The sequence below is a fragment of the Enterococcus sp. DIV2384 genome, assembly GCF_050534975.1.
In the GTDB taxonomy this organism is placed as follows: domain Bacteria; phylum Bacillota; class Bacilli; order Lactobacillales; family Enterococcaceae; genus Enterococcus; species Enterococcus faecalis.
The window spans coordinates 2,574,916-2,596,000 of record NZ_CP172905.1; the positions used below are offsets into that span (position 1 = coordinate 2,574,916).

Genomic DNA, 21,085 nt, shown 5'->3' on the forward strand with positions numbered 1-21,085 from the left:
GTTCCTAATTAGATACGTTTTTGCAATTGATGAAGCATGTTTAACGCATCTAGTGGTGTCATTTCTAATAGATTCATTTTCTTCAATGTGTCAATGACACTTAATTCTTCTGTTGAAACTTCTTTAAATAATGAAAGTTGCTCGGTTTCTTCATGGACTTCTGAAACTTCTTCATGATGAACTGAACTTGGAATCGTTGTTTCTTCCGCTTCTAAAGCGGATAAAATGGTGGCTGCTCGTTCTAAAAGCGGGCTTGGTAAACCAGCGATTTTAGCAACATGTATCCCATAGCTCTTATCAGCAGGTCCTTCCATCATTTTATGAAGAAAGACCACTTCGCCATCTTTTTCGACAGCGCCCACGTGAATATTCTTCAAGCCTGTTAAGGTCTCATCTAGAACAGTTAGTTCATGATAATGTGTAGAGAATAGCGTTTTGGCTTGTACTTCACGATGGATATATTCAATGATGGCTTGCGCTAGCGCCATTCCATCATAGGTTGCCGTGCCGCGTCCTAATTCATCAAATAAAATTAGGCTGTTAGGCGTGGCGTGCCGCAGTGCTTGGTTGGCTTCCATCATTTCTACCATAAAGGTACTTTGCCCTGCAATTAGATCATCAGAGGCCCCAATCCGTGTAAAAATTTGATCGAAAATTGGCATTTCAGCACTTTCCGCTGGTACAAAACAGCCAATTTGCGCCATGACCACCGTCAAAGCCAATTGACGCATGTAGGTACTTTTCCCTGACATGTTTGGTCCAGTAATCAAGAGAATATCTGTTTCTGGGTTCATGCGGATACTGTTTGGAATGTATTCTTGATGCCCTAAAACTTTTTCCACGACTGGGTGTCGTCCTTCGACAATCGCCAAATTTTTCGTGTTACTTCTTAACGTTGGTCGAACGTATTGATACCGTTCACTAATTGTTGCAAAAGATTGTAAAACATCAACCGCACTAATGGTTTTAGCCAGTGTTTGCAACCGATCAATGTTCGTTTTCACTTGTTCTCTCACGGCCAAGAACAATTGATATTCTAGTTCAACTGATTTTTCTTCAGCTTCTAAGATTAAACGTTCTAGTTCTTTTAGTTCGGGCGTAATAAAGCGCTCCGCATTAGCTAATGTTTGCTTACGCTCGTATTTTCCTTCTTCTAAATTCGCTAAATTTGACTTAGTGATTTCAATGAAATAACCAAAGACCCGATTGTAGCCAATCTTCAAGTTTTTAATCCCTGTTTCTTGGCGTTCTTTCGCTTCTAACTCCGCTAACCATTGCTTACCATTGCGCATGGCATCACGGTATTCATCTAATTGGTCGTTATAGCCGTCCTTAATAACGTTTCCTTCAGTAATTTGTAAAGGGGCTTCTTCATTAATCGCCGTCGCAATCAATGCCACTAAATCTTCAACGGGGTTTAAGTCGACTAACAAATCATCCCATTCCCCTTGATTGATCCCGACAATTAACTGTCGAATCGTTGGTACTTGTTCTAAAGAGGTCCGTAATTGAATTAAATCACGCCCATTCACACTGCCGAATGCCACGCGTCCTGCTAACCGCTCTAAATCATAAACGTTCGTCAATGCTGCTTGCAAATCTAAGCGTTCAAAATAGGCATTTAATAAGGATTGCACCATTTCTTGACGCGCCTTAATTTGACGTTCCTGAATCAGCGGACGATCCAACCATTGTTTCAACAAACGGCCGCCCATAGCTGTTTTCGTTTCATCTAATAGCCACAATAGAGTCCCTTTTTTCTGTCCTGTTCGAATCGACTGACTCAATTCTAAATTGAATTTAGAATAATGATCCATTTTCAAGAAATGATCTGGCTGATATTCCACAGCTTTCTGAATATGGGACAAGCTCCGCTTTTGGGTAACGGATAAATAAGATAATAATTTGCCTGTAATTTCAATTTCTAATGGATTAATCAGTTCATTGGTTAAAAAACTAAACTCGGCATTTTCTTCCACCGTTTCTTGTGTCGAAAAGATGATATTTAAACGTAAACTTAAGTTCTCTTTTAACGATTCAGGAATCCCTGAACCTAGGACCATTTCTTTTGTTTGCAACGCAGAAGCTTCGTTTAAAACGCCCTCTTCATCAGCCAAGACTGCTGTTTTTAATTCGCCTGTACTCAAATCTACATAGGCAAAACCGAACTGATTACCATCTGTTAGCACAGCGGTTAAGTAATTATTGTCTTTGGCTTCCAAGCCTTTACTATTCATCACCGTTCCTGGCGTTACCAACTGGACCACTTCTCGTTTGACCATGCCCTTGGTAGTCTTTGGATCTTCCACTTGCTCACAAATCGCTACTTTATAGCCTTGCTCAATCAACGTATCAATATAGCCTTGCGCGGCATGATAAGGAACGCCACACATAGGAATCGGATCATCCGCATTGCGGTTACGACTGGTTAACGTCAATTCTAAGATTTGCGCTGCATTGATAGCATCTTCATAAAATAATTCATAAAAATCACCTAAGCGATAAAATAAAAACGCATCCTTGTATTGGGCCTTAATGGATAAATATTGTTCCATCATGGGTGTATTTTTTGTCTTTTGTGGCATTTAATTCCCTTCCTTCTCTAGCTCTTCGTTCACGCGGTATTGAATGAGCGCCGTGACATGTTGGACTAAGTCATTGGCTTCGATCAGTTGTTCGCGGTAGGCTACAACGAGTGGGTGCTCATCAAATTCTTTTGTTTTCGCATCAGCTCGTTGAATGGCTTCTTTTTCAGCAGTTGGTTTGCCATAGTGAGCAAATTGAACCGCATCTTTTTGCGCAGCTTTAATTTCTTCCACTAATTCTGTCAGCTTTTTGTTTTTCTTTACCTTTTCTTCAATCGCTTGGTAGCGCTGAATGACTTCATCTTGTCCAATTAAATGTAACAATTTTTCTAATTCTTTATTACTTTGTGCATCTAAATTCAACGGCTCCATTTTTTTCACCTTCATCTTTCACCGGCACTTTTTCTATAAGAGCAGAAAAAGTTAACCTCTTAATGATCCGAGATTAACTTTTCTTCTATTATTCTTGAAACGGGCGATCTTCACTAATCTGAATCGGCTCAATCATCTTCGCTTGGCCCGTTTGGTCATCAATCTCTAAAATACAGGCAGATAAAATTGTCCGCCCTGTTTCGACTACCTCAAAGCGCTTCGGCAATGCTGTCATAAACTTCTCAATAATCGGTTCACGCTTCATTCCTAAAATCCCATCATAAGGTCCAGTCATACCGACATCACTTAAGAAGGCTGTCCCTTTCGGTAAAATCCGAGCATCATTTGTTTGAACATGCGTATGTGTTCCAACAACGGCTGAAACTTGGCCATCTAAAAACCAGCTCATGGCTTGTTTTTCGCTCGTCGTTTCGCCATGAAAATCCACAAAAATGAGCGGTGTCCGTTTGCGAGCGATAGCCACTAGCTCGGCGGCTTTCTTGAAAGGATCTTCCAATGGCACCATAAATGTGCGGGCCTGTAAATTAATCACCGCTAGTTCCAATTGATTGACTTTCACAAAAACCATTCCTTGACCAGGCACATCTTCTGGAAAGTTCGCTGGACGAACCATTTTCTTCGCATCATCAATGAATTCAAAGATATCCTTGTTGTCCCACGTATGGTTACCCATCGTAACAACATCGACACCATCTTGCAAAAATTTCTTATAAATCTTGCCAGTAATTCCTCGACCAGATGCCGCATTTTCACCATTGGCAATGGTCACTTGTGGACGATATTTCTTCTTTAATTTAGGGACATACGTTGCTAAGGCTTCTCTTCCTAAAGAACCGACAACATCTCCTATAAATAATATACGCAAAAAGGTTCCTCTTCTCTTTTTAACATCTCTTGTTTATTATAGTTGTTTTCGCTTTGAAAAGAAAGTTTTGGTTTTAAAAGATTAAAAAAAGTGTCTCAACGAACAATCCTTGCAATTGTTCGTTGAGACACTACACGCGATACTTATTCGCTTTTTATTTTATTTCGCATAGTCAACGGCACGTGTTTCACGGATAACCGTTACTTTGATATGTCCTGGATAATCCAAGTCATCTTCAATTTTCTTCCGAATGTCTCGAACTAAACGAACAGATTCTAAATCAGAAATTTCTTCTGGTTTCACCATGACACGAACTTCACGTCCTGCTTGAACAGCAAAACTTGAATCCACGCCTTCAAAACTATTAGAAATATTTTCTAAGTTTTCTAAGCGGCGAATGTAGTTTTCTAACGATTCACTACGTGCACCTGGACGGGCTGCAGATAACGCATCTGCGGCTGCCACTAAAACAGAAATAACTGAGGTTGCTTCCACATCACCATGATGCGAGGCAATGGCATTAATAACTACTGAATTTTCTTTATATTTCGCAGCTAATTCTGCGCCAATCTCAACGTGAGAACCTTCAATTTCATGATCTAATGCTTTCCCAATATCATGTAGTAAACCTGCACGTTTGGCTAATTGAACATCTTCGCCTAATTCGGCGGCTAAAACGCCAGCCAGTTTTGCTACTTCGATTGAGTGGTTCAAGACATTTTGACCATAACTTGTTCTGAAACGTAAACGGCCTAAAATTTTAATTAAATCAGGATGTAACGTATGAGCACCTACTTCAAAGGCTGCTTGTTCTCCGTATTCACGAATCCGTTCATCCATTTCTTTACGTGATTTTTCTACCATTTCTTCGATACGAGCGGGATGAATCCGACCATCTTGGATTAATTTTTCCAAGGTCATTCGAGCGATTTCTCGTCTGATTGGATCAAATCCGGATAACACAACCGCTTCTGGCGTATCATCAATGATTAAGTCAATCCCTGTTAATGTTTCCAATGTACGAATATTACGTCCTTCACGACCAATAATGCGACCTTTCATCTCATCATTTGGTAAAGTGACCACGGAAACAGTTGTTTCAGAAACAGAATCGGCGGCGCAACGTTGAATTGCTAGGGAAAGCAAGTTCTTCGCTTTGCGATCAGATTCTTCTTTGGCACGTTGTTCTGACTCCTTGACCATCAAGGTTAGTTCATGATTCAACTCTTCTTCTGTTGACTTCATAATAATCGATTTTGCTTCTTCTTTTGAAAGGGAAGCAATTCGTTCTAATTCTTGATGTTGCTGATTAATTAAGTTTTCTACTTCTTTTTCTCGCTCATCAATTAATTGCTGTCTAGCACCAAGTTTCTCTTCTTTTTCTTCCAGTGAGCCTTCACGTTTTTCAAGAGAGTCATCTTTACGATCCAACGTTTGTTCCCGTTGAATTAAACGATTTTCTTGAGATTTAAGTTCTAATCTGCTTTCTTTCAACTCACTTTCAATTTCTGAACGATACTTCTGGTTCTCTTCCTTAGCTTCTAGCAATGCTTCTTTTTTCAGTGTTTCTGATTCTTTCCGAGCGTTCTCGAGAATACTCGACGCTGAAATTTTTGCACCATTTATTGCTTTATCATGACGTGACTTTGCAATAACAAATCCTAAACCAAGACCGACAATCAAACCGACGATAGCGAGGAGAATATTTAAAACCATATTTCCACCTCCATACTATCTTTTTGTTAATTCATATCTTGTAGTTTTTTGATAAACTAAAATCAATTATCAATATGCCTACTTGCATATTTGTGCATACACACAATTTTATTCTAATGTTTGTCGCGAAAGGTGTCAACTTAAAAAAGCCCTTTCTTTTGGAAAGGGCAGCAAATATTAGACAACGTCACATTTTTAGGTTTCCGCCGTCACGAATTGTTTAAATTTTAGAACAAACGCCGCATAGTCTGCTGTTTGACTAAGCTGCTTGATGTGGATGGGTTCGGACATGGACAACAGTCTATTTAACAATTTAGTTCTAAACAAAAAAAGACAACACCTGTCCTGTTCAGTAAGTGTTGTCCTTCTTCTTAACGAGTCGTATTCACTCGTTATCTATTCATCTAAGGGTAATTCTTCTTGACCTTCTGCTTCTTCTGTAATGGTTGAACCGTCACCGATGCCGTATGCATCACGGACCAATTTAGACACTTCTGCCATCATTTCAGGATGATCCGCCATGTATTGTTTGGCATTTTCACGGCCTTGGCCAATTCGTTCTTCTTTGTAGCCATACCAAGCACCACTTTTACTGATAAGGTCTTTTTCCACAGCCATATCTAGTAATTCGCCTTCTTGGGAAATCCCTTGGCCATACATGATATCAACTTCTGCCACTTTAAATGGTGGCGCCACTTTGTTTTTAACGACTTTAATTTTTGTGCGGTTACCGACGATGTCTGTTCCTTGTTTTAACTGTTCTGCACGACGGACTTCTAGACGAACCGTTGCGTAGAATTTCAATGCACGTCCACCAGGAGTTGTTTCAGGATTTCCGAACATCACGCCAACTTTTTCACGAATTTGGTTAATGAAAATAGCAATTGTTTTTGTCTTATTAATTGAGCCTGATAATTTACGTAGTGCTTGAGACATTAGTCGAGCTTGTAAGCCGACATGGCTCGCTCCCATCTCACCATCAATCTCTGCACGAGGAACTAACGCAGCAACCGAGTCGATAACAACGATGTCAATCGCACCACTTGAAACTAAGGCATCGGCAATCTCTAAGCCTTGCTCGCCCGTATCTGGTTGAGATAAAAGTAATTCATCGATGTTAACGCCTAGTTTCTCCGCATATTGAGGATCCAATGCATGCTCAGCATCGATAAAAGCGGCTGTTCCACCATTTCGTTGCACTTCTGCAATTGCGTGTAAAGAAACAGTTGTTTTACCTGAACTCTCAGGACCATATACTTCAATAATTCGGCCACGTGGATACCCACCTACGCCCAATGCAACATCTAACGCTAAAGAACCACTAGGGATAGTTGAAATTTTTTGATCAGCTTTTTCGCCTAATTTCATAATAGAACCTTTCCCAAAGTTCTTTTCAATTTTTTTCAGTGCGGCATCTAAAGCCACTTTACGATCATCTGCCAATGGATAATCCTCCTTTAATTTATATAAACTTATTTTTCATTTCCTGTTAATAGGTCTATCATATCTCTTTTGTACCAAAAAAGCAAGAAAAAACCGAACAAACATTCGCATATTTATTTTTTATTAATGATTCGGCGCCGCAAAAGATCTAACCCTCGCATAACCGCACTCTGTCTAATATAATTTCGGTCACGGTTAAAATGGAAACATTCTGCAACGGTTGGTTGGCCTTCTTCCGCCAGCCCAATCCAAACAGTGCCTGTCGGTTGACCTTCGATTGGGTCACCAGCGACCCCAGTAAATGATAAACCATAGTTAGATTTAGCTAACTGACGCGCTTTCTCTGCCATTTCTTTGGCACACGCTTCACTTACCGTGCCATGCTCTTCTAAAAGTTCATGAGAAATTCCTAAAAAGTTCTCTTTTGTTTCTTGCGAATACGTCACGAAGCCTCCCTTAAAAATCTTCGAAGCACCCGCAATTTCCCCCAGTGTACTTTGGAATAGGCCAGCGGTGAGGCTCTCAGCAGCCGTGACGGTTTGTCCGTTTTGTAATAACAAATCCACTGTTACCTTGGCTAAACTATTGTCATCCCCATACCCATAAAAATAGTCTCCCACTTTAGCTAAAACCTTTTCTTCCGTCGCTGTTAATAATTCTTCGCCAGCTACTAAGTCTTTTGTTTTAACTGTTAAACGAAGTGTCACTTCATTAGGCTTAGCATAAGGCGCAATGGTTGGATTCGTTTGGTGCGCAATCAACGATTGAATCTCGGTCACCAGCTGTGATTCACCAATCCCATAAAAACGCAAGACTCTTGAAATCAATTGTTCTTCTTGTGGAAACGCATCAATCAATAAAGGTCGTGCCGCTTGTTGGAACATCGGAATTAATTCATTGGGCGGCCCTGGTAAGAGCAAATAGCTTGTTGTGCCTTCTGTTACGAAAGAACCAACCGCTAATCCTGTCGGGTTTTGAAGAACTTGTCCACCTTCAATGGCTAACACTTGTCGTAGATTATTTTCCGTCATTGGCCGCTTAGACTGTTGGAAAAACTGGTGCAAGCGGTTCAATCCTTCTTGATCTTCTACTAATGATTTATGGAGATGTTGTGCGACAACTTGCTTGGTTAAATCGTCTTCTGTAGGTCCTAGCCCTCCACATAGGACAATTAAATCACTTCTTTGTTCTGCTTCTGTTAGTAGCGTTTCTAAGCGTCCGCCGTTATCGCCAACAACGGTCTGATAGTAAACATCGATGCCTAGCGCAGCTAACTCTTCTGATAAAAAGGTTGCGTTGGTATTCACTACTTGTCCCAGTAATAACTCTGTTCCGACTGCAATGATTTCTGCTTTCATTGATTTCCCCTTCTCTAATAACATACGTAGTTAAACTCACTTTCCATTTTAGCACAACAAAATTTTTACAAAAGAATTTGAGCTCCAGGAAATAATTTTTTTATCAGGAAATTTATTAATTATTACGAAAAAAATGTTCATTTTCTCACAATACATTGTATAATAACGTTATATCGAAAGGAGAGAAATGAATGAGTGTAGTATTAGTACTTTTGGGTCTATTAGGGTTACTTGTCAGCGGGGGACTGACTATCAAAGCATTAATTAAGAAACAACCGAAAAAACAATATGGCTATGCCGCATTAGCAAGTGCCGCTCTATTTATTGGTGGGGTTGCCACGACAGATTCTTCCCCAACGCTTTCACTTGATGCAGAGAGTGTTGAAACCGATGCAAATGGCTCAGCCACCATCAAAGGCGAATACGACGGCAACAGCAAACTAACGGCCAATGGCAAGGAAGTAAAAACGAAAGACAAAACGTTTGCTTACAAAGTAAAACTGTCCGATGAAAAAACGCAAAAAATCACCTTTGTTGCTGAGAAGAAAGATACCAAAGTTGAAAAATCAGTCGAAGTCACACCGTCAAAAGAATTTATTGCGAGCATCACAGATTCTGAGCAAGAATTGGTCAAAACAGAAAAAGCCTTAGCTTACGCTGAAAAACAACCTTCTCAGAAAAACTATGATGAAGCCGCAACCTTAGTATCTTCATTAAGTCAAGAATACGAGGAATACAATGATCGCCTTGAAAAAATCAAAGAAGCAGTACCTGTTGATGAAGCAGTTACAACTGCTGAAAAATCTAAAAGTAAAAGCGATTATCAAGCAGCTGAAAAATTAGTAGCTGCTGCCCCAGTTGGCAAAGAAGGATTTCAACAACGATTAACGACTGTTCAAACCGCTATCGCTGAAAAAGAAAAAAATGAACAATTAGTCGCCAGTGCAACTGCCGCTGTTGAAAAAGCTGAACAAGAACCAACCAATGAAGCTTACTATAATGAAGCGGTCAAACAAATTGACGCTTTAAACTCCCCAAATCAAGCTTTAACAAAACGGGTAGCCGTTGTTAAAACTCAATTAGATGCCCACAAAGAAAAACAACGAAAAGAAGCAGAAGCTCAGAAACTAGCCGCTGAAAAAGCGCAAAAAGAACAAGCCGAAGCGGCAGCAAAAGCGCAAGCTGAAGCAGAGGCGCAACAAGCCGCACAGGCGCCGGCGGAAGTCGAGACGGCTGCTGCAAATGCTGGTCCAGAAACAAGCGCAACTGTTCTTGTGACACCAACTGGCAGTAAATACCATGCACGTAAATGTGGAAATGGAACCTATACGGCAACTACGTTGGCAGATGCCCAAGCAAGAGGCTTAACACCTTGTTCTAAATGTTATTAATTTTTGTGTAAATAAAGAAAGAAGTGAGAGATAAAACATTTTATCTCTCACTTCTTTCTTTATTTATGATTTTTTTCTTTTATTGATACACACTGATTCGTTGATTTGGGTGTGCATTACTTTCCACTTCATCTAACATGGCAACGGCGTAGTCTGCGTAACTAATATAGCTGTCACCTTGACTATTGGTTGTTAATTCTTCGCCAGCGACTTCATAATGGCCTGTCGCAGGACCTTCAGCATCAAACATGGCTGCAGGACTAATATAGGTCCAGTGGATGTTTTGAGCTTCTTTCAATAAGTTTAAAGCTTCGCCCATCGCCGAAGCTAATGGCTGAATTTCTGCTGGAAATGATGGTGTATCTTTTAATTGAGTTGTGTGTTCTGGGTCCACATACAAGGTTCCAGCGCCCCCAACGACAAACAAGCGCGTTTTTTGATTGGTTAAAATCTCAATCAAATGCTGGGTAGATTTTGGGAAATCTTGCACATCAGGGAATCCTAAGGCACTAATTAATACATCAAACGCTTGAATATCTTCTGTTGTTAATTGATAAACATCTTTTTCAATGGTCGGTGTGCCATCTGTTATTTTTGAGGCATTACGAACGATGGCTGTCACGTCCATCCCGCGACGTTTAGCTTCTGCTAAAAGTAATTGTCCTTCTTTTCCTGTTGCTCCTAATACTGCTACTTTCATGTAAATCATCCTTTCATTTTCAAATAGAACTAAAATAGTTACATTTAATACTTTAAAAGTAGAGAGATTACTTATCTCTCTTAACTTCTATTTCATGAATCACATCTGCTAAGGTGATGCTTTTCAATTCTTCTTCCATTTTTTTTTGCACTTTAGTAAATTCAGTTTCTAGTACCGATTGGATATTTGCCCCAACGGAACAGTTTGGATTAGGATTTTGATGGATATTGAAAATCTCTCGTTCCAATTCAACCGCTGTATAAATTTCATACAGTGAGATCTCTTCTGGTTTCTTTAATAAGGTATTTTTATTGGCTCCACGCATGGAATGAATCAAGCCGGCTTTTTTTAACTGGCTCATTAGTCGTCGAACAACGACTGGATTCGTATTCACGCTCGAAGCAATGTATTCAGAAGTCACTTGTTCTTGAGGACCTGTTTCAATCAAACTTAAAATATGAATCGCAACACTTAATTTCGTTGACATGGCCATATCTAATCACTCCAAACTAAATGTAACGTTATTTGTTACATTTACAGAATACGCTGTTTCGTTTTATTTGTCAATGAGAAACCTCTGACTATTCAAAATAAAAATCAGTTGTTGAAACAACACGGGCCCCAAACGGCATTAACGCTAATTTCGCCAATTTAAAGGATTGTTGCCCAAACGGAATACCGATGATTGTCAGACAAAGCAACAAGCCACTAATACAATGCCCAATTGCTAATGGTAGTCCACTGATAATCAGCCAAATAATATTTACCACCAAAGATACGCCACTATCACTATACACGACTCGCTTTTTAAACGGCCAAAAGCTCAATCCCGCTAATTTGAAACATTGTAAACCAATCGGAATACCAATGATTGTAATGCACCAAATCACGCCTGCGAATAGCCAAGATAAGCCACCAAAAAAGCCGCCAAAGATGAACCATAAAATATTGCCAAGTGTTTTCATTCTTGTTCCTCTACTTTCCTCATTAAAAATTATGTATGTGAGTAAGTATACCACGAAAGCTTCTTTTTGTTTCAAACAATATTGTAAGGTTGCTGACTCGTTAAAAGACGAAGACGCTGTTTCATGATACAATGAAGAAACTAACGATAAAGGAGCAGACTTCATGGACTTACATTTAACCGTTGATCTAAAAAAAACAAAGACACTCATTGACTTAGCCGATCAGGCCCACTTAATCATTGAACAAACAACTAAATTACCAAAAAAAGAGGCAGCGATTCTTTTCTTGCTAAGAGATAACCAACTAGTTGCTTTAGGACTTGCTGAAGAAAAAGCTACATATAAAGAAGTTTCTTTTGATCACTCGATTTTGTTGAAACCGACTTGGGACACAGAACTTGCCTATTTAGCGCAAGCTTTCCTAGATGATGCGAAAGAAAGTGGTTTAACATTGGAAGCAACCCCAACGACAGTCAAAATTCCGAAAAGTGCGGTAGCGACAGTGACTAACTATAAAGAAACAGTCACCTTTATCTTGGAACGTTTTGGCTACTCTCTGTTTAAAAAACCGGCGCCGAAGAAAGCCAGACCAGCCAAAGCACGCCACAAATGGACAAAAGAAGTCAGCCAAATTCCTTTTTATATTGATACTCGACAAAGCAAAGCAACTGTTTTTTGGCAAAAGCGCAATGAAATGCTTATTAAAGCTGGCGCGACAATGATGCCAGAAGCCCCTTTAAATAAAGACGGGTCTGTCGGTTTCTCCGCTAGATTTGGTGAAAAACTTCGTGATGAACGCAAGGGCCAATTTAAAGACTTTGTCACAACGGAAGATATCGTCTTAAAAAGCGTTAATGAAGTCGGCTTGTTTCTCTATTTTGCTGGAACAAACAGCTGGTTAGAGCTAGTTGATGAGAACGGCAAAACCTTAAATGAATGGACTGTGGTGGAATAAACCTTATAAAAAATGTCGCACCTGATTTTTATGATTCAGGCGCGACATTTTTTTAATTTAAATAACTTTTTGCTATCGCTTGATACTTGTCAATCATATCTAAATAATTATCAATTTCGACATATTCGTCGACTTGGTGTGCAGTAGTGGTCACACCTGGTCCAAAGACAACGCAATCAAATGTATTGTCTGATTTAGTAAATTCAGCTAAGTCTGTGGTCCCAGCGCTTGTCACTAATGGTAATGGTTGATCAAATTGGGCTTGAATGGCTTGAATTAACGCAGAATCTTTCTCAGCTTTTACAGGAATTTTATTGTAATCAATCGTTAATTCTAACTGATGTTTTTCTTTTTTGTTCAATTCATCGACAATTTTTTGTAATAATGCAATGACTTGGTCGTTGCTGAATTCTGGAATTGAACGGATATTCCCTTGCAAGGCTGCTTGACCTGGAATACTGTTCACTTGTGTGCCACCTTTAATGACGGTTACATTGTGAATCGTTCGACCTAATTCAGGATTTTCATAGTTTGCTGTGACTTCCGCCATTTGTTGGTTTGCTTCTGTAATAAATTCGTTCAAATTATTAATTGCATTAATGCCTTCTTCTGGCATGGAACTGTGGGCTTCTTTTCCGTGTGACACAACAGAATAGTTAATTGAACCCATGTGCGCATACATCAAGTTATAATTGGTTGGTTCTCCAATGACTAAGGCACTTAAATCATCCGCATAGCCTTTTTCAGTTAATTGGCCAGCACCTAGCTCACCGACTTCTTCACCAACTGTACCTAAAAATTTAACCGCTCCATTTAATGGAACTTCCTTTTCTTTTAATTCAATCATTGCTAAAACCATTGCGACTAAGCCGCTTTTCATGTCCGTTGCGCCACGGCCATACAATTTATTTCCTTCAATATGGGCCGCAAATGGCGGGAAAGTCCATTGACTTTCGTCCCCTTCAGAAACCACGTCCATGTGGCCACTAAACCCTAAGACTTTTTCTCGGTTTTCACCTAAATAAGCAACCAAACTACTACGATTTGGTGCATAAGAAACAAGTTCAGAAGGGATCTCATATTTCTTCAAAAGATTTTGTAAATAGATTGCCACTTCTTCTTCGTTTCCATTTACAGATTTAATTTTAACCACATCTTGTAAAATACTAATTTTTTCTGATTTTTCCATTGCCATTCGCCCTTTCTTGTTATGCTTAATTCTAGTGTACGCTTCTCTCAGTAAAACCGCAACTGACTTGGTTAGGTCAGTAAAAAACACGCGACATTTCTTAAAACTGTCGCGTGTTTTTTACTGAGTTTATTTTAAATAATTAGGCGCTGCCAATTCATTCTCAATGACTTGATTAGGGATCACAAATTCAGGGGTGCCCATATAGTAAGGCGCAATCTCTCCTTGAGGAAACACAATCACTAATTGGTGTTTTTCATTGATATAGAAAGGTTGGTCCTTTTTAATTTTTTTGAAGGGTTGAACATCACTGGGGGCATCCTCTTTTTCGGACCAGTATATTTTATTGCTATCGTTCTTCATTTGGTCTGCTATTTGTTGTTTAATTTCACTACTAATGACATCAATGTAAAAATCATTTTTAAAAATTAAGGGGAGTGAAACGACAACATTGGCTCGTTTGTCGATGGTGTCATATTTCGTTGTCGTCGCAGAACTGCCTTTAATTTCTGTGAAGGTTCGTTTGACCACTAGGAAGCGACGGTCGTCCACGACTTTTTCATAATCTCCAGTGACTGAAACACGAGAACCATCAAACAATTGCCCTTTGACTTGTTGAAATTCTGTTTGGGCTTCTTTCAAGTATTTTTTGTTGAGCGTGTCGGCTACTGAAGATTCTTGGGATGTTTGGATTTTAGGGACATCGATGTTTACTTCACTTTCCTGTTTTTTCGCTGTCAACGTTTTGATGGTGACTAATTGAACAATTTTATCTAACACAGGAATGTTGCGGGCTGCTTCACTAAAACCTGGAAACAAATTGACTGATAAGACAAAGCCACAAGCCACTACTAGACTACTTTGCAGTGAGCGGTTTCTAAAACGAAGCCAGGTGTACCGCTTTTTCTCTTTATGAAAACGCGCTTTGACTTCCGCTTGTAGATCCGTTGGCAACGGTTGTTGGCGGTATTCTTTTGAAAAGTTTTTAACAACACTTTTTACAAAATCTTCCATTATTTTTTCGCTTCCTTTCTTTTACTAATTCAATAGACTTCGGAGTTCATTCAAACTGCGGTACATCTTCGTTTTAATCGTGTTTTCGTTAATATCCAGGATCAAGGCGATTTCTTTTAGCGTAAATCCTTCAAAAAATTTTAATAGAATAATTTCACGATTGGGACTATCTAATTGATTAATAATTTCTTCAATTTCTAAAAAACTGCGTTGGGGATTATTTAAAAGGGCTAACACATGTTCATCTTTTTCAATATGAACAGCTTCTCGTTTCTTTTTACGCCAATAATCTGTCGCTACAGAAAGCAGAATTCGAAAGAACCACGCGTCAAAATCATTAATATCGGGTCCTTTTTGGATGGCCTTCAGTGCCTTTTCAAAGCTTTCTTGAATCACATCCAAGGCATCTTCTTTCGAATGTGTATAGTTAAAGGCAATGCGATACATTTTTTCATATTTGGTATCCACAAGCGTTTCTAACGCGCGAATTTGTTTTTTTCTTTTCCAACCATCGAAAACCATCGATTTCTGGAACCTCCTTTCCTGTACACTTATATAGACGAATCACAAGCATAAAAAGTTTCAACTTTTTTATTATTTTTAATTTTTATATTCTAAAAGAAAAAGAAATCACCGTCTAGTCTACGATGATTTCTTTTTCTCTTCTCCCGAGTGCGGTCTTAGTGCACTCAGCGTTTTAATAAAATGCGACCAATCAACAGGACGTGGTGGCGCTAGCCAAATAATTTGGGTAATCTCAGGCCAATCGACAAAATGAATATCCGATAAAATTAATTGTACACTTTCATCTACATGTGCTTTGAAAATGATATTCCATTCCGTAATTTTTTCAATATTTTTTTGTATCATACGATTATAGGCTTCACCAAAGGAAAAGTCGACACACAATGTAATCGGAGCCAAAACTTTTTTCAATGGTAACGCATCCACCATTAACAACAGATACCGATAAAATAAAAACCGTCTGGCATCCCAAACAGCGGGATTCGTTTTTTGTTCTTGAATAAATTGTCGACTAGCAGAAAAATACTCTGTATACGTTTCTGCAAAGTAGGTTATATCCATTTTACGATAACTATAGTTTGCTTCTATTGGAAAATGAAACAATTTAAAATGAACGATTGTTACTTTTTGTTCAAAACCTTGCAGGACTTCCTCGGAAAGCTGAAATTGTATTTTTAAATAGCTTAACAAGTCACGATTCAATTGTTGAATTTCTGCAAATCTTTGGCAAAGTGCTGCTGAAGCTACTTGAAGCCACTCTTCAGCAATTAAAAATAAGAGTAAATAATTGCCTTCGTTTGTTCGTTGTGGTTCTGGGATTTGAAGACTCTCTAACCAATTGAAAACATTCTGCTGATTGTCACCGGCTAATTGTTTTAACACTTGCGAATCTACTTTTTTCTCTACATAAAACTGTTGCTGCGTTCGTACTAAAGAAACCGCCAAAAAATGAAAACATTTAGCTTGTGCATAGCCCGCACGCTGATTAAGATGAACCTTCTCAGAAAAAAATAGCTCAAAGTTCCGAATCTGCTCTAAAACTTTTTTACCGTACAATGAAAAATCACGTTGGTATAATTGTAAAAAAACCAGTGTTGTTACTTCGCGTAAATTGGTTTCATTTCCCACCAAGTGAAATTCTTTATTAATTGTAATTTGATAATTTTCCAGCATTTTCTTTAATTCCTTGAACTCCTTATAAGCCAATGTGTGACTAACAAAGTGTTCTAACGCAAACTCATTCACAGAATCAAAACGCTGAAAAAAGAAATCTTGAAACATAGCAAAACGTAACGACTCTTTAATATAGCAATCAATCAAAGTAGCGGAAGTTTCCGTTCCTGATTCATTAAGAGTTAAGAAAATACCATCGCTCACAATTTGAAAATCCTCTGATAAACCAAATTCAATAAAATCGGCATTTAATTCAGCGACCGTTTTGTTCACGATAAATTCAGATAATTCTAACTCCTGCATTACGGTTTCTTTTGACTCTGTTAACATCGGTGCATTTTCCAGTAACTGAAATAAGGCGATTTTTCTTTTATCCACTTTATTTAAAAACATCATCAATATCATAGACTTCTCTCACATCCATTTTTTTCCCATACAATCCATTTCCTGAAAGAAAGTACCCAACCGCTGCTAAATAGCTTTCAGATTCTTCATCGCCGCCTGCACCAAGTCCGTTAGGAAAGACAAAATCTTTATTCACTTGTAGGGGATGAGCCGTTGTTTCTTTTGTTTGTTTCTTTTTTTCTTTTGACATTGCCGGTTTCTCCACAGGTTTGTCTTTTTTCTTGGGTGAAGGCTTTTTTTCTTCAGAAGGAACCGTAGTTTTTTGATCTTCCTGAGGGGTTGGCGCAGGTTGTTCCGGTTCTGACTTTTCCTGAGGGGTGATTGATTCTGGTTTTGGTTGAATTTCTTCCGTTGGTTCTAAGGGATTATAAATAGGTGTCGCCAATGTTTGAATTGGTTCTATTTCGACAGCCGTAAAAATTAGCAAAGAACTAAATAAAAAAAGATACTTTTTTCTCATGGCTTCTCACTCTCTCTACCTCTACTTTATGGGAAGCAATTCCTTGTAAAAGTACCTTTACTTTTACAAGGAAAACCCTTTTTGTCAATAGATAGCCCTTTTTATTACTCAGATTGTTGTTCTTCCTCTTTTTTCTTTTTACGATACAAGAAGAAAATCAATAAGAGCAGCGCTAGAATGATTAATGCAATCAGTAGATACAACCACCAATTGGTTCCTTTAATAGTTACGTCTTTTTCATTTAATTCTTTAGCGACGTCCCCAGAAATAGTAAATTCTTTTGTAAATTCCCATTTGTACAGGTACCGTTCTTCACCATTGGCACCTTTGACTTGATAGGTACCCTTTTCATCTTTTACACCATAGGCCGTTGATTTCAAGACATATTTTCCTGGCGTTAATCGTTCCCCTTTTAAAGAAATTGGGTAACTAAAGTTAGAGTTTGGCGCCACTTGCATATCCTCAGTATCGGATTGGTAAAGCGTTTCGCCTCCTTTTGAAACAGTGTTGATTAAATGTAATTGGTTTAAGTAGGCCGCTTGTGGGTTTTGTAAAGAAACATTGATGACGTTTCGCGCGTTGACTTGGCCTGGTTTAACCCCTAGTAATTTTAAATCTGGTTGAACCTTTGTCTCATTTTGCTGAAGAATAATAGCCACAACATAGGAGTATTCATTATTAATAGCTAACCCTTTTGATTGATCCGCAGAAGTCGTGGTTTCTTTCTTTTTCTCTTTGAGTGTTATGCCGCCAGCCATCACGCCATCAAAAGAATCTTTAGGCATCGTGATGGTTAAAGGTAAGGTCTTTTGGGAATGCTTCGGCAAGATGATTTCTTTCGGTGCTTCCACATAATCTTTTAAGTTAAAGCGTAAAGTTTTGTCAGGTTTGATCCCGTTTTGGCCATATTCTACTACGCCATTTAAATTTGTTGTCGCTGAGTTCACCGTATTTTCAATGGTAATGTCTTCATCTGTATCATTGCGTAACTGAATTTCTACGGTTTGTTTGGCACCAGGCGCCATTTTTAAGTCAAAGTAGGTTTTTGATTTATCCACTTGATTTTCGGGAATTGTTGGTGTGACCGCAAAATTAAATTCAGAAGCGTGCGCCTCCACGCCAATCCAGCCAAATAACATACAAGCGATTACCGTTGTATATACTTTCCATCTGTTCATATTCATTCTCCTATGTCTTTCATTCTTTGTTGTATTATAAGCACCAAAAGACCGAAAGATAAGCCAAAAATTTTTGACTTATATCCCGATCTTGCGTGTATGCTGTCGTTCTTAGTTTCCTGCGTTAGCAGGTGTATCTGTCAAAGTCCAAGTAAAAGTTGTCGTGTATTTTTTCGCATATTTTGTGGTTGAACCAGGTACTTCTAATGAAATACTTGTTTTAGCGGCATCTACACTATCGCCCCAGCTCATTAAGTACGTACCCGCACCTTCTTTATCGCCAGCAGCCATGACCACTGATTCAGCCCCAGTTGGGTTTAATTCAATCGTAGCTGGCGCTGTCGTTGGTTTTGCAGATTGTGAAGCTGAGACCACGCGTCCGTTGCTTAAAGTTACTTTGGCCGCTGTTAGTTCTTGGTTGGCTTCAGTTTTGAATTGACCATTTTGTTTTACTTTTAGCGTCCAACCTGTCTCAGTCCCACGATTATCTGAGACTTGAACAAAGTTTGGGCCTTCTTGGTCGGCACCAGCGTTATCTTTGTATTTTTGTGTTTCTGCATAGTAGGTCATATTTTTTGAGGTAATCGTTTGTTCCCCAAAAGATAAACTAGATGCATAGTCAATGGATAACGGACCTGCTGTCCCTGGCTTAGGTCCTGTCGGATCAGTTGGATCAACTGGCGTAATTGGTTTATCCGGATCTGGATTCGTCGGATCAACTGGATTCGTTGGGTTCGTATTTGGTGCAAATTGAATCGCTCCGTTTGTTTGGTATTCACCACCGTCGACCGCTAATGCACTCATTGGTACAAGTGCCAATGCGCCTAAAGTTGTGGTTGCCATCAATGTCATTACTTTTGTCTTTTTCATTTATTTCCCTCCATTATTTACTGGTACATCTGAAAGTAGCCAAGTCAATGTTGTTTTATATTGTACTGCATCCTTAGGGGTTTTCCCAGGAACAGTTAGTGAGATTGCCCGTGTGATTGTGGCATTTACTTGCTGTCCTTGTTGATTTTTTTCGGTCACTTTTTCTGCTTGCCCCCACAGCGTGATCCACGTTCCGGCGCCGGTCTTTTCTGGGGCTTGCATGACAACAGTTTCTGCGCCCGCAGCATCTAATTGAATGTTTGCGGTAGCAGTTGGCGGCAATACGTCCGTCGCATTTGAGCGAACACTGGGCTCAGTAAAGGCGACGGTGGCGCCTGTTAATTCTTTGTGTAATGTTTCTGCATTACGAAATTGACCATTTTGTTTCACTTTTAAAACCCAGCCAGCATTGGTTCCCCGTAAATCACTTACTTGTACATAATTAGCAGTTGCCAATTCACTTGCTGAACCATCTGGATTTTTATAGGTTTGCGCTCTGGCAAAATACGTTTGATCCTTATTCGATATCTCATTACTCCCAAAATCCAAACTTGAGGCATAATCGATGGAAAGTGGCCCAGGTGTGCCTGGATTAGGTCCATCAGGATTCGTTGGATCGACTGGTCGAACTGGTTTTTCTGGATCGGGATTTTCTGGATTTACTGGATCCGTCCCATCTGTGCTTGGGGTAAAAACAATCGACTGTTCGCTATCAAAAACGACCGTCGCCGCTTCAGCAGGAACAGTGGCGCCAAGCAACATTGTTCCGAATAACAAGGAGTAGACGACTGTTTTTTTCATTTACTTAGCCTCCAACATTCGTTGGTACAGATTTCAATGTCCATGTTAAGGTCGTACGATATTCTTTTGCTAATTTAATCGCTTTACCTGGGACATTTAATTTCACGGCAGTAGCACCTTCTGTCGCATCTTTCCCAAAACGATAGACCCAAGTCCCCATTCCTTTGCCATCTTCTGCTTTGACTAATTCTACTTCTGTTCCAGGAACAAAGGTATGTGCTGCTGTTGGTGTTGGCGCGTATGCAGCATCAACAATCGATGTCACACCTGCATTGGCAATCGATAAAGCGGCCCCAACTAATTCTTCATTTTGGGCTGTTTTGAATTGCCCATTTTGTACAGCGCTTAACGTCCAGCCTTCTTGTGTCCCACGTTTATCCGTTACCTGAACATAGTTGGGACCTGTTGTTCCATCTTTAAATGTTTGAATTTGTGCGTAATAATCTTTCGTATCGGAAGTGATTTTTTGGGCGCCAAATTGAAAGCTTGAAGCATAGTCAATTGATAAGGGGCCTGCAGTCCCTGGTTTTGGTCCAGTTGGGTCAGTTGGATCTTCTGGTTCAACTTTTTCATCTGGATTGGTTGGGTTAACTGGCTTCGTTGGATCTGTATCTGGTTCAAATGTAATGGCGCCATTACTTGTATAGTTCACGTTAATGTCTTCCGCAAATGCTTGTTGTGTCGCTAGGACACCGCTAAATCCTACAATCCCTACTACTGCTAATACTGTTTTTTTCATCTTCTCTTCTCCTTTTAATAAATAATATGCCTATAGTGATAAGGCTGATTCCCAAATAAATAAATGGTGCTTGATTGGTGGTACCTGTCGCTGGTAATCTTCCTTGTCGCGACCCATATACGCCAGAAGAAAGGACGGATGAAGCGCCTCCGTCAGCTGGCTTGGTGGGTTCGGTCGTTGTGGAAGAATTACTAGTCGCTGTTGTCGACTCTTCTGTGGGATATTCATACGTTCCATAAAAGGAGACAACACCACTATTTTCATAAGCTGCTTCCCCAAACGCAGTGTCTGAATGACAGAAGCTGAAAAGACCTAAAAAACAACTAAGCAAAAGGTATTTTTTCATCTCACTTCTCTCCT

Annotated in this window: 21 protein-coding genes; 2 read left to right on the plus strand and 19 right to left on the minus strand. The window is 39.4% G+C overall.

Features of this window, described 5'->3' with window-relative positions:
- Positions 1-8 precede the first annotated feature (8 nt).
- The 6 genes from mutS to IGK54_RS12355 all read right to left on the minus strand — a co-directional run bounded on the left by mutS (position 9) and on the right by IGK54_RS12355 (position 8,360).
- Positions 9-2,585, minus strand: a complete 2,577-nt coding sequence (mutS, locus tag IGK54_RS12330) for a DNA mismatch repair protein MutS (RefSeq protein WP_131639181.1) — start codon at positions 2,583-2,585, stop codon at positions 9-11.
- Complete coding sequence (locus IGK54_RS12335; protein ID WP_002359008.1) at positions 2,586-2,972, minus strand: RicAFT regulatory complex protein RicA family protein; 387 nt, start codon at positions 2,970-2,972, stop codon at positions 2,586-2,588. It abuts the gene before it with no gap.
- Between the two features lie 73 nt (positions 2,973-3,045).
- Positions 3,046-3,843: a TIGR00282 family metallophosphoesterase gene (locus IGK54_RS12340; RefSeq protein WP_002354864.1), complete on the minus strand. Its 798-nt coding sequence runs from the start codon at positions 3,841-3,843 to the stop codon at positions 3,046-3,048.
- Between the two features lie 159 nt (positions 3,844-4,002).
- Positions 4,003-5,559: a ribonuclease Y gene (gene rny, locus IGK54_RS12345; protein ID WP_002354863.1), complete on the minus strand. Its 1,557-nt coding sequence runs from the start codon at positions 5,557-5,559 to the stop codon at positions 4,003-4,005.
- Between the two features lie 396 nt (positions 5,560-5,955).
- Positions 5,956-7,002, minus strand: a complete 1,047-nt coding sequence (gene recA, locus IGK54_RS12350) for a recombinase RecA (RefSeq protein ID WP_002354860.1) — start codon at positions 7,000-7,002, stop codon at positions 5,956-5,958.
- A gap of 113 nt (positions 7,003-7,115) precedes the next feature.
- The gene (locus tag IGK54_RS12355; protein WP_010710870.1) at positions 7,116-8,360 is read right to left on the minus strand and encodes a competence/damage-inducible protein A; all 1,245 of its coding nucleotides are present in this window, start codon (positions 8,358-8,360) and stop codon (positions 7,116-7,118) included.
- A gap of 191 nt (positions 8,361-8,551) precedes the next feature.
- Here IGK54_RS12355 and IGK54_RS12360 point away from each other — a divergent pair, with 191 nt between their 5' ends.
- Positions 8,552-9,751 (plus strand): hypothetical protein, encoded by a 1,200-nt coding sequence (locus IGK54_RS12360; RefSeq protein WP_241408254.1) that lies wholly within the window; start codon positions 8,552-8,554, stop codon positions 9,749-9,751.
- A gap of 79 nt (positions 9,752-9,830) precedes the next feature.
- Here IGK54_RS12360 and IGK54_RS12365 read toward each other — a convergent pair whose 3' ends face one another.
- The 3 genes from IGK54_RS12365 to IGK54_RS12375 all read right to left on the minus strand — a co-directional run bounded on the left by IGK54_RS12365 (position 9,831) and on the right by IGK54_RS12375 (position 11,416).
- Entirely contained in the window at positions 9,831-10,460 is a 630-nt protein-coding gene (locus IGK54_RS12365; protein ID WP_002354854.1) for an NAD(P)-dependent oxidoreductase, read from the minus strand.
- Between the two features lie 58 nt (positions 10,461-10,518).
- A complete protein-coding gene (locus IGK54_RS12370) occupies positions 10,519-10,944 on the minus strand; it encodes an Rrf2 family transcriptional regulator (RefSeq protein WP_142957078.1) in 426 nt (141 codons plus the stop codon).
- Between the two features lie 88 nt (positions 10,945-11,032).
- Positions 11,033-11,416 carry a YccF domain-containing protein gene (locus IGK54_RS12375; protein ID WP_002354850.1) on the minus strand — a complete coding sequence of 128 codons (384 nt, stop codon included), beginning with the start codon at positions 11,414-11,416 and terminating at the stop codon, positions 11,033-11,035.
- Positions 11,417-11,579: 163 nt separating this feature from the next.
- Here IGK54_RS12375 and IGK54_RS12380 point away from each other — a divergent pair, with 163 nt between their 5' ends.
- Positions 11,580-12,371, plus strand: coding sequence for a hypothetical protein (locus IGK54_RS12380; protein WP_002367471.1), 792 nt, complete (start codon positions 11,580-11,582; stop codon positions 12,369-12,371).
- Positions 12,372-12,423: 52 nt separating this feature from the next.
- On the opposite strand, the gene IGK54_RS12385 is transcribed toward IGK54_RS12380, so the two are convergent.
- The 10 genes from IGK54_RS12385 to IGK54_RS12430 all read right to left on the minus strand — a co-directional run bounded on the left by IGK54_RS12385 (position 12,424) and on the right by IGK54_RS12430 (position 21,071).
- Positions 12,424-13,560, minus strand: a complete 1,137-nt coding sequence (locus tag IGK54_RS12385; protein ID WP_002367472.1) for an ArgE/DapE family deacylase — start codon at positions 13,558-13,560, stop codon at positions 12,424-12,426.
- A 129-nt stretch (positions 13,561-13,689) separates the two neighbouring features.
- The gene (locus tag IGK54_RS12390; RefSeq protein ID WP_002365402.1) at positions 13,690-14,574 is read right to left on the minus strand and encodes an RsiV family protein; all 885 of its coding nucleotides are present in this window, start codon (positions 14,572-14,574) and stop codon (positions 13,690-13,692) included.
- Between the two features lie 24 nt (positions 14,575-14,598).
- A complete protein-coding gene (locus IGK54_RS12395) occupies positions 14,599-15,096 on the minus strand; it encodes an RNA polymerase sigma factor (RefSeq protein ID WP_002372752.1) in 498 nt (165 codons plus the stop codon).
- Between the two features lie 120 nt (positions 15,097-15,216).
- Positions 15,217-16,677, minus strand: a complete 1,461-nt coding sequence (locus IGK54_RS12400) for a helix-turn-helix domain-containing protein (RefSeq protein WP_430603060.1) — start codon at positions 16,675-16,677, stop codon at positions 15,217-15,219.
- Positions 16,652-17,137 (minus strand): hypothetical protein, encoded by a 486-nt coding sequence (locus tag IGK54_RS12405; protein WP_002372750.1) that lies wholly within the window; start codon positions 17,135-17,137, stop codon positions 16,652-16,654. The genes IGK54_RS12400 and IGK54_RS12405 overlap by 26 nt, the downstream gene beginning before the upstream one ends.
- 104 nt (positions 17,138-17,241) lie before the next feature.
- On the minus strand, positions 17,242-18,321 hold the full coding sequence (locus IGK54_RS12410; protein WP_014525057.1) for a DUF916 and DUF3324 domain-containing protein: 1,080 nt from the start codon (positions 18,319-18,321) through the stop codon (positions 17,242-17,244).
- Positions 18,322-18,426: 105 nt separating this feature from the next.
- The gene (locus tag IGK54_RS12415; protein ID WP_002413931.1) at positions 18,427-19,185 is read right to left on the minus strand and encodes a WxL domain-containing protein; all 759 of its coding nucleotides are present in this window, start codon (positions 19,183-19,185) and stop codon (positions 18,427-18,429) included.
- Positions 19,186-19,986 carry a WxL domain-containing protein gene (locus IGK54_RS12420; RefSeq protein ID WP_002385162.1) on the minus strand — a complete coding sequence of 267 codons (801 nt, stop codon included), beginning with the start codon at positions 19,984-19,986 and terminating at the stop codon, positions 19,186-19,188.
- A gap of 4 nt (positions 19,987-19,990) precedes the next feature.
- Positions 19,991-20,725: a WxL domain-containing protein gene (locus IGK54_RS12425; protein WP_002365407.1), complete on the minus strand. Its 735-nt coding sequence runs from the start codon at positions 20,723-20,725 to the stop codon at positions 19,991-19,993.
- On the minus strand, positions 20,682-21,071 hold the full coding sequence (locus tag IGK54_RS12430; protein ID WP_002354835.1) for an LPXTG cell wall anchor domain-containing protein: 390 nt from the start codon (positions 21,069-21,071) through the stop codon (positions 20,682-20,684). The genes IGK54_RS12425 and IGK54_RS12430 overlap by 44 nt, the downstream gene beginning before the upstream one ends.
- Positions 21,072-21,085 lie beyond the last annotated feature (14 nt).

Coding starts and splice junctions, on each gene's coding strand:
- IGK54_RS12425 (WP_002365407.1), bottom strand. CDS start 20,725: ATGAAAAAAACAGTATTAGCAGTAGTAGGGATTGTAGGATTTAGCGGT.
- IGK54_RS12375 (WP_002354850.1), bottom strand. CDS start 11,416: ATGAAAACACTTGGCAATATTTTATGGTTCATCTTTGGCGGCTTTTTT.
- IGK54_RS12395 (WP_002372752.1), bottom strand. CDS start 15,096: ATGGTTTTCGATGGTTGGAAAAGAAAAAAACAAATTCGCGCGTTAGAA.
- IGK54_RS12405 (WP_002372750.1), bottom strand. CDS start 17,137: ATGAGAAAAAAGTATCTTTTTTTATTTAGTTCTTTGCTAATTTTTACG.
- IGK54_RS12380 (WP_002367471.1), top strand. CDS start 11,580: ATGGACTTACATTTAACCGTTGATCTAAAAAAAACAAAGACACTCATT.
- IGK54_RS12400 (WP_430603060.1), bottom strand. CDS start 16,677: ATGATATTGATGATGTTTTTAAATAAAGTGGATAAAAGAAAAATCGCC.
- IGK54_RS12355 (WP_010710870.1), bottom strand. CDS start 8,360: ATGAAAGCAGAAATCATTGCAGTCGGAACAGAGTTATTACTGGGACAA.
- IGK54_RS12420 (WP_002385162.1), bottom strand. CDS start 19,986: ATGAAAAAAACAGTCGTCTACTCCTTGTTATTCGGAACAATGTTGCTT.
- mutS (WP_131639181.1), bottom strand. CDS start 2,585: ATGCCACAAAAGACAAAAAATACACCCATGATGGAACAATATTTATCC.
- IGK54_RS12385 (WP_002367472.1), bottom strand. CDS start 13,560: ATGGAAAAATCAGAAAAAATTAGTATTTTACAAGATGTGGTTAAAATT.
- IGK54_RS12360 (WP_241408254.1), top strand. CDS start 8,552: ATGAGTGTAGTATTAGTACTTTTGGGTCTATTAGGGTTACTTGTCAGC.
- rny (WP_002354863.1), bottom strand. CDS start 5,559: ATGGTTTTAAATATTCTCCTCGCTATCGTCGGTTTGATTGTCGGTCTT.
- IGK54_RS12390 (WP_002365402.1), bottom strand. CDS start 14,574: ATGGAAGATTTTGTAAAAAGTGTTGTTAAAAACTTTTCAAAAGAATAC.
- IGK54_RS12370 (WP_142957078.1), bottom strand. CDS start 10,944: ATGGCCATGTCAACGAAATTAAGTGTTGCGATTCATATTTTAAGTTTG.
- IGK54_RS12335 (WP_002359008.1), bottom strand. CDS start 2,972: ATGAAGGTGAAAAAAATGGAGCCGTTGAATTTAGATGCACAAAGTAAT.
- IGK54_RS12430 (WP_002354835.1), bottom strand. CDS start 21,071: ATGAAAAAATACCTTTTGCTTAGTTGTTTTTTAGGTCTTTTCAGCTTC.
- IGK54_RS12415 (WP_002413931.1), bottom strand. CDS start 19,185: ATGAAAAAGACAAAAGTAATGACATTGATGGCAACCACAACTTTAGGC.
- IGK54_RS12365 (WP_002354854.1), bottom strand. CDS start 10,460: ATGATTTACATGAAAGTAGCAGTATTAGGAGCAACAGGAAAAGAAGGA.
- IGK54_RS12410 (WP_014525057.1), bottom strand. CDS start 18,321: ATGAATATGAACAGATGGAAAGTATATACAACGGTAATCGCTTGTATG.